Here is a 12,532-nt window from a genome sequence, read left to right on the forward strand (position 1 = left end):
TGTCGATGAATAAAGAGCAGGCTCAGGAAAAAATAACTGCCCTGAAAGAATTATTAAATCAATACAGTTATGAATATTATGTTCTGGATAAACCAAGCGTTCCTGACTCGGAGTACGATCAAAAGCTGCAAGAGTTACAAAAAATAGAGGCTGAATTCCCGGAGCTGATTACATCCGACTCCCCGACCCAGCGTGTTGGCGGGGAACCGCTGGATGCTTTTCGAAAAGTCCGGCATAATGTCCCGATGCTAAGCCTGGGAAATGCCTTTAATGTCAATGATTTGCGTGACTTTGACCGCCGTGCCCGTGAAGGATGCGATCAGCCAATCAGCTACGTTTGTGAACTGAAAATTGATGGGCTGGCCGTTTCCCTGTTGTATGAAAATGGCAAATTCACCCGTGGAGCGACTCGTGGAGATGGGACAACCGGTGAGGATATCACGTCCAATTTGCGAACGGTGCGCAGTATTCCATTAACAATAAAAGATACAGAAACGATTGAAGTGCGTGGCGAAGTCTTTATGCCACACAAATCTTTTCTGGCGTTAAATAAACAGCGAGAAGAAAATGGCGAAGAACCGTTTGCCAATCCCCGTAATGCTGCGGCAGGATCACTTCGGCAGCTCGATCCTAAAATTGCTGCAAGCCGTAATCTGGATATCTTCTTATATGGTGTTGGCGAATGGCAGGCAGGAACTATCGAAAGTCATAGCGAACGGCTGGAGTATTTGCAGAAACTGGGATTAAAAACAAATCCCGAATGGCGCAAATGCCAAACGATTGACGAGGTGCTGGAGTATGTGGAATATTGGACGAAAGAACGTCCGAATTTAAGCTATGAAATTGACGGGATTGTTATCAAGGTAGATAATTTAGACCAACAAGAAGAACTGGGCTATACGGCAAAAAATCCACGCTGGGCGATTGCTTATAAATTTCCTGCTGAAGAGGTGCTTACTACATTAAGGGATATTGAACTAAGTGTCGGCCGTACTGGTGTTGTCACCCCAACCGCTGTTTTGGATGCGGTAAGGGTTGCTGGTACAACGGTAAAACGGGCATCACTGCATAATGAAGACCTCATTCGGGCCAAAGATATTCGGATTGGCGATAAGGTTATTATTAAAAAGGCCGGTGATATTATTCCGGAAGTTGTCCGTGTTGTCGAGGAAAAACGGACAGGGGAAGAACAGGAATTTCACATGCCAACTGAATGCCCGGCATGTGGTAATGAACTGGTACGGTTGGAGGAAGAAGTAGCACTCCGTTGCATCAATCCTAATTGTCCGGCCCAGTTAAAAGAGGGACTGATCCATTTTGTCTCCCGCAATGCAATGAATATCGATGGGTTGGGTGAAAAAGTAATCCAGCAGCTTTTCCGGGAGAATTTAGTCAAAACAATTGCCGATATATACAGGTTGGACCGGGAAGAACTGTTGAACCTGGAGCGTATGGGAGAAAAATCAGTTGATAATTTGCTAAAAGCTATTGATGCTTCAAAAGCGAATTCACTGGAGCGATTATTATTCGGGCTAGGTATCCGCTTTGTTGGTGCTAAAGCAGCAAAGACACTGGCTGAGGAATTTGAAACTATGGAAAAATTGCAACAGGCTACGATGGAAGATTTAATTGCAATTGATGAAATTGGGGAAAAAATGGCTGATTCTATTGTCCAATATTTTTCCGAACAAAAGGTAACCGACCTCCTGAATGAATTACGCGAACTTGGCGTTAACATGGAATACACCGGTGTGAAACGTTCCGAACGGACGAGTGATTCCATTTTTGCTGGAAAGACCTTCGTATTGACGGGAAAAATGGAAAACTACACCCGGCAAGAGGCTAAAACGCTAATCGAGAATTTGGGCGGATCAGTTACCAGTAGTGTTAGTAAAAAAACAGATTTCGTGATTGCTGGAGTCGATGCCGGCTCAAAATATGACAAAGCACAAAAACTCGGCGTGACTATCTGGGATGAGGAACAGTTAAAAGAAGCTTTGGAATGATCGAGATAGACAGCCCCGCCGGATAGGATGATCCATATCCGGCTGCAGTCCCGGAACATGCTATGGTATGTGCGGGATCTTACGTTTGAGGATCAGGGAGTGGAAATGGTGAAGAAATTATGTGTAGTTCTCCTATGTTCGCTATTATTATTGGCGAGCTGTGCACCAAGGATGAATGATGATGAGGAAGTCGTGCAAAAAAAGAATGAAACAGCCAATAAGGAAAAATCAATTGTGCCCAGTTATCAATTATCAGAAGAAACCTATCGGATGATCCTTCCTTATAAAACAAGTGCGGTCAGGGGAGTTATCCTTGATCAAATGGGAAACCGCCTGGATATAGATGAAATGGAAGAAGGATTAAGACGACAATCCAAAACCGTATACGATCCGAAAAAATATTATTACCAGGAAGGGCAGTATTTGGATGAGGAAACAGTTTACGATTTGATTGATGGCTTGAACCCGGATAAGGATCCAAAAGATAAAAAAGGGAAAAAAGAGAGGGAAAAATATTTTCGTGATCATCCACGATATTTATCCCATATTCTGGAGCAAAATTATTTGACCAAGAATGATAAGAATGCTGCAAAATTGGAAGGAATATCGATTGGGCTTGCCCTTAAGTCGGTTTACAAGTTTCAGGCAGAAGAAGGCGGTCCGTATCATTACGAGAAGATTAGTAAAGATGAAATGATGAAACAAGGAGAAGAAATGGCGCAAAAGGTGCTAAAGAAACTCCGTGGCATCGATGAATTAAAGGATGTGCCAGTTTTAATTGCTTTGTATCGTGAAGGAGAAGAAGGTTCGCCAGTTCCGGGAAACTATGTAGCCAAAACAGCGGTAAAAGCCGGGAAATCGACCATTGATGATTGGGACAATATCAAGGAAGAGCATGTACTATTCCCAGACGATAAATCGGCGGACAAGTATTTTGACGATAACAAGTTAATTGAGGATTTTGGCAAGGAAATTCAAGATTTCTTCCCCAACTATGTCGGTGTGATCGGTGATGGTTTCTATATTGATGGGGACTTGAAAAAACTTACTTTGGAAATCCCGATTGAATTCTACGGAAAAGGGGAAGTCATTGGATTTACACAATACGCTTATGGACTGATCAAGGAAATGTTTCCGGATTACTATGATATAGAAGTGAAAATCACCGCCAATAATGAAGTGGAAAGTGTGATTTACCGCAGTGCCGGGGACGATGATCCAACTGTTCATATTTTTGATTAGAATGGTGTAAAGTTATTTCTGTAACACGATAACATATCGACCTGGATTGCAGAATGACAGAAGAAATCACATTGAAGAGGAGCTTATGCAAAGTGCACAAGCTCCTCTTCAATGTGAACAGATTATCTTTGTTTGATGGTGCAGATGTCCTAACTCCAAAAAAGAACAACAGAATATGAACGTAGGACGGGGCATAAGACATATAAAAACAAAATATAACAACAAGGCCGGTTTTGGTAAAATATTGCAGAAGAAGGTCCTATTTTTGCATAACTTTCCCCATTTCAGGAAAGTCATTATATATTTTGATCGATAATCTGCTTAAAAGCCCTTCAATTTTCCCAATATGAATTTTCGGTAATTCATGCTATTATATAAATATAGAAACCTTGATGAATTTATTTTCGAATCCGGTCTGAGAGGTGGGTACATAGATGGAAATAGGATCATACATCAAATTACACCGTATCAAACAGGAAATGACCCAGGCGGAGCTAGCAGAAGGAATTGTATCCTTTGCCTACTTATCCAAGATTGAAAACGGTAAAACAGAGGCAAGTCCGGAAATCATTAGTCTTTTATGCTCACGTCTTGGCATACAGCTGGATAACGAAAAGGAAATGACCATCAAGGAAAAATGCCAGGAGTGGTTCAGTCGCCTGTACGAGGTCAGTGATAGAGAAGAAATTGTTCGCCGGTATAATGAACTAGAGGAGCTAATGGAAGATACACATTCCGAGAATCTGGTCATGTTCGAGATACATAAGATACGTTACTTCCTTATTCTAGGTGATTACGAAACGGCACTGACACAAATGAATAGTCTGGCAGATTTATTTAGCACATTTGATAACCTGCATCAATTTTATTGGTATAAGTTTAAAGGAAACTACAATTCAATTGTAGGGGAATTTATTCAAGCGATGCGAATGTATGAACTTGCAGAAGAAAAGCTGAACCAACTGGAATTGTCAGAAGAGGAAGTTGCCGACTTGCAGTATACGATTTCGGTAACACATAGTAAGTTGCGAAATACGCTTGAATCAATTGAATATGCAAATAAGGCATTGGATGTATTCCAAAAAAAATATAATTTTATGAGATGTGCACAGTGCCATATTTTGTTGGGCATTTCTTATCGGCGACTGATGATGTATGAGAAAGCGATTAAGAATTACAATTTGGCATCACACTTAGGAAAATTAAGTGAAAATAATCAACTGATTCAATTAACAAACCAAAATCTGGGAAGTTTATACTCAACTAAAGGTGAAACAAGTAAAGCAATCAAGTTCTATAGTAAAATAATGAATGATGAGCAATTAGCTATAGAAGAAAGACTAGCTGCCATCACATGTTTAATTAGGGAATATTACAATATTGATGATTACGATAAGGCGAGGGATTGTGTTAAATTAAGTCTGAACTTGATGGAGAATGCTGTTAATATTGAGCAGTATAAATTATTTTATTATATAACTTATACCTATTATTATGCACTTGAGAATGATAGGGAGGAATTTGAAGATTTAGTGATTAATAAGTTTATTCCATATTTGGAGAAACATAAAGACTATGCAAACCTTGTCACCTACGCAGAACTTATGGGCAAACATTATGAACAGTTACGCAGGTACAAGGAAGCAACCAAATTTTATAAGCAAGCTAATTTAGCTTATGAACAATTTACGATTATTTAAAGGGGGGATAAAGTTGAAAAAGATTATCGCAACAGTAGCCTTGGGTGCCCTATTGGCTACAGGATTTTTGTTCACCCAAGATAATTCATCAGATCTGGCAATGGATAGAGAACCTGGTGTTCTATCAATCAGCAGTCACGGCTCTTCATTTTAATCACTAAGTATCAAAGTTTTTAGTCTATTACCCTATTACTATGATGATGATTCCCGAAATGGATTGGAACCCGTTTCGGGACTTTTTTTGTTCCTACATAATAATTTGGTTGATATATTAGGTTTTCCGGTTGATAAAGGTGGGGTAAGCGATTGATACTGTAGAAAATGTGGTTGTTATTCGCGTGATTCAAATGTGAAAAAACAACAAACAGTGTCGCGATTAGTTGCTAATAGCTGTCTAATTCTGCTATTATCAATAGTATTGTGAGACTTAATCGGAGGTGTAAATATGGCGGATATTTCAATGGATCAGGTGAAACATGTTGCCAATCTGGCGCGACTTGCGATAACCGATGAAGAAGCTAAAATGTTTACGAAACAACTGAGCTCGATTCTGGAATATGCAGAGCAATTAAATGAACTGGATACGACAGGTGTAGAGCCAATGACACACGTACTGGATTTGAAAAATGTCCTGCGTAAAGACGAACCAAAAGAATGGATTACCCAGGAAGATGCACTGAAAAACGCACCAGATACAAAAGGTGATTATTTCCGTGTGCCATCGATCCTGGAGTAGGGAGGGAAAGACATGTCATTGTTTGATAACAGTATCAAAGAACTGGAAGTGAAATTACATAATAAAGAAGTTTCCGTAACAGAGTTGGTGGATACGTCCTATAAACGAATCGCGGAAGTGGATGACCAGGTACAGGCATTTTTAACATTGGACGAAGAGAATGCCCGTAATGAAGCAAAGGCGTTAGACAATGAAACACCGGATTTTGCGAAACATCCATTGTTCGGGATGCCTGCCGGGATTAAAGATAATATTGTATCCAAGGCACTGCGGACGACCTGTGCCAGTCAATTCCTGAGAAACTTTGACGATCCGCTATACAATGCAACGGTCATTGAGAAATTGAATGACGCGAAATCGGTGAAGATCGGAAAATTAAACATGGACGAGTTTGCTATGGGTTCCTCGAATGAAAATTCAAGTTTTACCCCGACACGCAACCCATGGAATACCGACTATGTACCAGGTGGTTCCAGTGGCGGGTCTGCGGCTGCGGTTGCTTCTGGTGAAGTTTTTTATGCTTTAGGGTCTGATACAGGTGGATCAATTCGCCAGCCTGCATCCTTTTGCGGGGTTGTTGGATTAAAACCAACCTATGGCCGGGTATCACGCTTTGGCTTAGTAGCGTTTGCTTCTTCCTTTGACCAAATTGGCCCAATTACCCGGAATGTGGCCGATAATGCTCGGGTATTAGAGGTTATCTCCGGTCAGGATAAAATGGATGCCACTAGTGCCAATGTCGAAGTGCCTGCATTTACAGAAGGGTTAACCGGTGATGTAAAAGGACTAAAGATTGCCGTTCCAAAAGAATATCTTGGTGAAGGTGTATCTGAAGAAGTTCGTAAATCGGTAATGGATGCGCTTGCTGTCTATGAATCATTAGGTGCTCAGTGGGAAGAAGTTTCCTTGCCACATACAAAATACGCGGTTGCAACATACTACCTGCTTGCTTCATCCGAGGCGTCTGCTAACCTGGCACGATTTGATGGTGTACGTTATGGTGTTCGTTCGGAAAATGCCAAAGATATGCTGGACATGTTTAAACTATCCCGTAGTGAAGGCTTTGGTGATGAGGTGAAACGCCGGATTATGCTGGGAACGTATGCATTATCGTCCGGCTATTACGATGCATTTTATAAGAAAGCGCAAAAGGTACGTACATTAATTAAACAAGATTTTGATCACGTATTTGAAAGTTATGATGTTGTTATCGGACCAACAACCCCAACACCGGCATTTAAAGTTGGCGAAAATATCGATGATCCTTTGACTATGTATACCAACGATATTTTAACCATTCCTGTTAACCTTGCTGGTGTTCCCGCGATTTCTGTACCTTGTGGTATGTCGGAAAACGGATTGCCATATGGCTTGCAAATCATTGGCAAATACTTTGATGAAAACACGGTATACCGAACTGCACATGCTTTTGAGCAAGCAACCGATTATCATACGAAGCGTCCGGAGCTAGGGGGTGTGAGCAAATGAATTTTGAAACAATCATTGGACTCGAAGTACACGTAGAATTAAAAACAGACTCAAAAATTTTCAGTCCCAGCCCGAATGCTTTTGGGGCCAAGCCGAATTCCAATATTAGCCCAATTGATTTGGCCTATCCTGGGGTTTTGCCGGTATTAAACGAAGAAGCTGTCAATTTTGCGATGAAAGCGGCAATGGCATTGAATTGCGAAATTGCGACAGATACGAAATTTGACCGAAAAAACTACTTTTATCCGGACAACCCAAAAGCTTATCAGATTTCCCAGTTTGATAAACCGATTGGGGAACATGGCTGGGTGGAAATTGAAGTCGGCGGGAAAAAGAAGCGGATCGGTATCACTCGCTTACACTTGGAGGAAGATGCTGGTAAACTAACCCATGGTGACGATGGTTACTCACTTGTGGACTTTAACCGCCAAGGCACACCGTTGATCGAAATCGTGTCTGAACCTGATATGCGTTCACCGGAAGAGGCCTATGCATATTTGGAAAAATTGAAAAGCATTATTCAATATACCGGTGTTTCCGATTGTAAAATGGAAGAAGGTTCATTAAGGTGTGACGCGAACTTGTCGATCCGGCCAATTGGACAAGAAGCATTCGGGGTGAAAACCGAGTTGAAAAACTTGAACTCCTTCGCCTATGTTCAAAAAGGGCTGGAATTTGAAGAAAAGCGTCAGCAAAAAGTGTTACTTTCTGGTGGAGAGATTTTACAGGAAACCCGTCGTTTTGATGAAAAAACGAAAGAAACCATTTTAATGCGGGTCAAGGAAGGCTCGGATGACTACCGATACTTCCCGGAACCAGATCTCGTGCCATTATACATTGATGAGGCATGGAAAGAGCGGATCCGTCAGCAAATCCCGGAACTTCCGGATAAGCGAAAAGCACGGTTTATCAATGAATTGGAGCTATCGGAATACGATGCAGCGAATTTGACCAGCTCTAAAGAAATGGCTGACTTTTTTGAAGCAACGGTTGCAAGTGGCGCTGACGTGAAACAGGCATCCAACTGGTTAATGGGCGAAGTATCCGGATACATGAACAAGCATCTGAAGGAGCTGCATGATTTGGCACTTACCCCACAATCACTCGGTAAAATGATTCAGTTAATTGAAGATGGCACCATTTCTTCTAAAATCGCCAAAAAAGTATTTGCCGAATTAGTGGATAAAGGTGGCGATCCCGAGAAGATTGTCAAAGAGAAAGGGCTTGTACAGATTTCCGATGAGGGACAACTCCGTGATATCATTACGCCGATACTGGATGCCAATGAACAATCGATTATTGATTACAAAAATGGTAAAGATCGGGCATTAGGATTCCTGGTTGGCCAAGTTATGAAACAAACAAAAGGACAGGCAAATCCGCCAATGGTCAATAAGATTTTAAAAGAGGAAATGGATAAACGGTAAACATAAGAGAAGGCCATCTCGGAATTTAATTTCTGGGATGGCCCTCTTAAAATTATTGTATGGTGAAGAGGATTTACCGGATTATACCCGACTTATTAATCACGTGTGAGATGCTGAAACCCCACGAAATGAAGCTTCACTATTTGGTTCTTAACAATTTCACCAAGAATTTCCTCTTGGTGATTATCGCCTTTTTGAGCTCAAAAAAGTGCGGTTAGACTTTTCAAATAGAGAAAAAAAGTCTATGATAGTGGTTGTATGTATAAATAAAATCGCATTACATGATCTAGTAACCGTCATTGCAATAGGAGGAAGAGACGATGAAACGAGCCAGGATCATTTATAATCCGACATCGGGGCGAGAAGCGTTTAAAAAAGAACTGGCAAAGGTGTTAGAACGATTCGAAATAGCCGGATATGAAGCATCGGCCCATGCGACTACAGGTGAAGGCGACGCAATCGAGGCAGCAAAAACAGCGGTAGACAGAGGATATGATGTCGTTGTTGCAGCAGGGGGAGATGGAACCGTCAATGAAGTTGTAAACGGGCTTGCTGAACAGGATTACCGTCCCAAACTTGGAATTATACCTGTAGGGACGACAAATGACTTCGCCCGTGCATTAGGTATTCCCCGCAATATCATGAAGGCTGTTGATATTATATTAAACGATCGTTCACTGCCACTTGATATTGGTAAGGTCAATGAACGTTATTTTGTCAATATTGCCGGTGGTGGCAAGCTGACGGAATTAACCTATGAAGTGCCAAGTAAATTAAAAACGATGCTCGGACAGCTGGCTTATTATATGAAAGGGATGGAGATGCTTCCATCAGTAAAGCCAACAAGCGTTCGGATTGAATATGATGATGAAGTATTAGAAGACGAAATTATGCTGTTTTTGGTATCCAATACCAATTCAGTTGGCGGTTTTGAAAAGTTGGCGCCGGATGCCAAAATGGATGATGGCTATTTTGATTTGTTGATTTTGAAAAAGACAAATCTGGCTGAATTTATCCATATTGCAACACTCGCACTAAGGGGAGCCCACTTGGATCACAAGAACTTGATTTATACACAGGCAAAGTATATTAAAGTAGAGAACGTTGAAAAAATGCAATTGAATATTGACGGCGAATTTGGCGGGTTATTACCCGGTGAGTTTAGAAATTTAAAACAGCATATTGAATTATTTGTGTCCGATGAATTTGCGGAGAAAAATGACTGATGAAGCGCAGTCATTTTTTTAATTGAGCCATGGGATAGATGGAATTGTAGAGCTTTGAATGTTATATTTTAAATAAAAGTATTTGCATCAAGGAATGTATTTAATTAAATGAGAACAAGATATGGTATGATGAGAATACATTTTTACGAATGTAAAGGAAGATTCGATGGCGAAACAGACAGCACCTGTGAAAAAGAATGAGACAGTCACCTTAACATTTGAAGATTTGACCCATGAAGGAAGTGGCGTGGGCAAAATTGATGGATATCCGTTATTTGTACCAAACGCGTTACCAGGGGAAAAGGCCACAATAAAAGTAATCAAAGTAAATAAGAATTTCGGGTTCGGCAAATTACTGGAATTGATCAAAGAAAGTCCGGATCGGGTTGAACCTGTATGTGACGTCCACTGTAATGGCTGTGGCCTGCAACATATGAGCTATCGATTGCAGCTGGAGATGAAGCAAAATCAGGTGAAGAACGTGATGAAAAAGATTGCTCATCTGAAGCATGTGCCGATCCATCCGATTATTGGCATGGATGATCCGCTGCACTACCGGAATAAAGTGCAAATTCCAGTGGGAGAAAAGGATGGCAAACTGATTACTGGATTTTATCAAAAACGCAGCCATCGTATTATTGAAAATACGGAAACATGTGTCACTCATAACGTGGTGATTAATGATGTGGTCAAGTCTGTCAGAAGTATCGCTGATCGGCTCGGTATTTCAGCGTATAATGAGGAAAAACATACGGGTGTATTGCGACATATTATGGTACGAACAGGACAAGCAACGAATGAAATGATGGTTGTGCTGGTAACAAAGACAGAAGAACTGCCGAAGCAAGACGTACTTGTAAGGGAGTTAACCGAGACCTACCCGAACTTGAAATCAATCATGCAAAATGTGAATGATAAGCAGACCAATGTCATTATGGGCAAAAAAACGAAACTCCTGTGGGGCGAGAAATATATTCATGATCGGATTGGTGACCTGACATTTGCCATCTCCGCAAAATCATTTTATCAGGTAAATCCGGTACAAACCAAGACATTATATGATAAAGCATTGGCATACGCGCAAATTGGTACCAAGGATATCGTTATTGATGCCTATTGCGGGATTGGTACCATCTCCTTATTTTTAGCCGAACAGGCGAAGAAAGTATATGGGGTAGAAGTAGTACCTGAGGCGATTGATGATGCCAAGAAAAATGCCAAGTTGAACGGTATAACCAATGCGGAATTTTTTGTCGGAGAAGCGGAAAAAGTCATGCCTTGGTGGAAAATGCAAGGACTGGACCCGGACGTGATTGTAGTCGATCCGCCGCGCAAAGGCTGTGATGAGGAACTATTGAAGGCGATGATCGATATGCAGCCGAAACGGATTGTGTATGTGTCATGTAATCCTAGTACTTTGGCAAGAGATTTGCGTGTATTGGAAAATGGTGGATATGAGACAAAGGAAGTGCAGCCGGTCGATATGTTTCCGATGACGGAGCATGTGGAGTGTGTGGCGTTGTTAACACGGGTTGACGAATAAGTCACATTGACTTTTGCATGTTTTTACGTTAAAATGGATATAGATAGTAAAAGAGAAGCGCGTTTACGCTTCTCTTTGCAGCCATAGCCGTACAGGCGGTGGTTGTCACAATTTAATTTTTGCGAAAACCACCTTCACGCTTGCGACGGCAGTGGGTGGTTTTCTCTTTGTTTAAAAAGGTTTTATGGAATAGGTACGCACTAATCGCACAAACAATTCCTTTCAACACTTCTTTTAAAAACTCCAAGAAAGTTTCCATGAGGTTATTCTATTTATCGTGCTGGCTCTCCAGTCCGCAGAAGGTGGCTCATTTTCCCGCGTTGACTGGCTCAAAACTCCGTAACTCCGCATAAGTGGCTCAATTTATCCGCAATAATCAGTTTGAATACAGCATATGAGAAGCTTTCTAAAATTGAGATAGAAATTGAAGCATTAGAGAAGAAGAAAAATAAGTTGATTGATATGCGTATAGAGGGTAGTCTAGATAAAGAAACATATCAAGATAAATATAATGAGACAATAAAAAATCTCGATGACAAGAAACGAAGAAATAGAAATGAACGATATTTTTCAATGTAGGATGGATTTCAGAGGTCACTTAAAGTGTGTTAACATGTGTCCTGCAATGGTTGTTCCATATGTTTAATTAATTAAAAAGCTGTGAATAGGAGAGTGTCAAATGATTAACGGAGTGGAATTTGATTTTGTTGTAAAAGATAGCAAAACCGCTTTGGCGCAGTACAAGTCTATTTTTGATGTAGAAGTAGTAGAAGAAACAAATTTTAAAACAGGGAATAATGAAGCAGTATTCACAATTTACGGTACGCGTTTTCATATGCTTGATGAAAATCCTGAATATCAATTATTTGCTCCGAAAGAAGGGGAGACGCAATCATTTTGGTTCAATGTCGTGGTTCCAAACATTCAAGAAACATATGAAAAAGCAATGGCCGCTCATGCAACAGAAATTCAGCCTGTCACAAGAATGGAGGAAATGGGCATTTCAAACGCCATGTTTTCTGATAGTTACGGGTATGTATGGATGTTACATGAAATTCACCGCGAAGTATCTTTTGAAGAGCGCGTTGACATTTTAAGTAAAGATTTTGAATAACTGTGTGTAATATCATTTAGAGACACCGATTAAAGCCGATATTATAAACG

At 40.8% G+C, this 12,532-nt stretch carries 11 protein-coding genes; all 11 read left to right on the forward strand.

Annotated features, from left to right (window positions below; genetic code table 11):
• Positions 1-5: 5 nt before the first annotated feature.
• The gene (ligA, locus tag O2S85_RS04215) at positions 6-2,006 is read left to right on the forward strand and encodes an NAD-dependent DNA ligase LigA (protein WP_269411464.1); all 2,001 of its coding nucleotides are present in this window, start codon (positions 6-8) and stop codon (positions 2,004-2,006) included.
• A 57-nt stretch (positions 2,007-2,063) separates the two neighbouring features.
• Positions 2,064-3,248 (forward strand): CamS family sex pheromone protein, encoded by a 1,185-nt coding sequence (locus tag O2S85_RS04220; RefSeq protein ID WP_269411465.1) that lies wholly within the window; start codon positions 2,064-2,066, stop codon positions 3,246-3,248.
• A 434-nt stretch (positions 3,249-3,682) separates the two neighbouring features.
• The gene (locus O2S85_RS04225; RefSeq protein ID WP_269411466.1) at positions 3,683-4,948 is read left to right on the forward strand and encodes a helix-turn-helix domain-containing protein; all 1,266 of its coding nucleotides are present in this window, start codon (positions 3,683-3,685) and stop codon (positions 4,946-4,948) included.
• Between the two features lie 13 nt (positions 4,949-4,961).
• A complete protein-coding gene (locus tag O2S85_RS04230; RefSeq protein WP_269411467.1) occupies positions 4,962-5,102 on the forward strand; it encodes a hypothetical protein in 141 nt (46 codons plus the stop codon).
• 291 nt (positions 5,103-5,393) lie between these two features.
• Positions 5,394-5,684, forward strand: a complete 291-nt coding sequence (gene gatC, locus O2S85_RS04235) for an Asp-tRNA(Asn)/Glu-tRNA(Gln) amidotransferase subunit GatC (RefSeq protein WP_269411468.1) — start codon at positions 5,394-5,396, stop codon at positions 5,682-5,684.
• Between the two features lie 12 nt (positions 5,685-5,696).
• The gene (gene gatA / locus O2S85_RS04240; protein ID WP_269411469.1) at positions 5,697-7,172 is read left to right on the forward strand and encodes an Asp-tRNA(Asn)/Glu-tRNA(Gln) amidotransferase subunit GatA; all 1,476 of its coding nucleotides are present in this window, start codon (positions 5,697-5,699) and stop codon (positions 7,170-7,172) included.
• On the forward strand, positions 7,169-8,599 hold the full coding sequence (gatB, locus tag O2S85_RS04245) for an Asp-tRNA(Asn)/Glu-tRNA(Gln) amidotransferase subunit GatB (RefSeq protein WP_269411470.1): 1,431 nt from the start codon (positions 7,169-7,171) through the stop codon (positions 8,597-8,599). Before gatA ends, gatB begins: the two co-directional genes overlap by 4 nt.
• Before the next feature lie 320 nt (positions 8,600-8,919).
• Positions 8,920-9,825, forward strand: a complete 906-nt coding sequence (locus O2S85_RS04250; protein WP_269411471.1) for a diacylglycerol kinase — start codon at positions 8,920-8,922, stop codon at positions 9,823-9,825.
• Positions 9,826-9,991: 166 nt separating this feature from the next.
• Positions 9,992-11,368: a 23S rRNA (uracil(1939)-C(5))-methyltransferase RlmD gene (rlmD, locus tag O2S85_RS04255; protein ID WP_269411472.1), complete on the forward strand. Its 1,377-nt coding sequence runs from the start codon at positions 9,992-9,994 to the stop codon at positions 11,366-11,368.
• A gap of 381 nt (positions 11,369-11,749) precedes the next feature.
• Complete coding sequence (locus O2S85_RS04260) at positions 11,750-11,947, forward strand: hypothetical protein (protein ID WP_269411473.1); 198 nt, start codon at positions 11,750-11,752, stop codon at positions 11,945-11,947.
• Positions 11,948-12,047: 100 nt separating this feature from the next.
• Positions 12,048-12,482, forward strand: a complete 435-nt coding sequence (locus O2S85_RS04265; protein WP_269411474.1) for a VOC family protein — start codon at positions 12,048-12,050, stop codon at positions 12,480-12,482.
• Positions 12,483-12,532 lie beyond the last annotated feature (50 nt).

It is taken from the genome of Lentibacillus daqui (genome assembly GCF_027186265.1).
In the GTDB taxonomy this organism is placed as follows: domain Bacteria; phylum Bacillota; class Bacilli; order Bacillales; family Amphibacillaceae; genus Lentibacillus_C; species Lentibacillus_C daqui.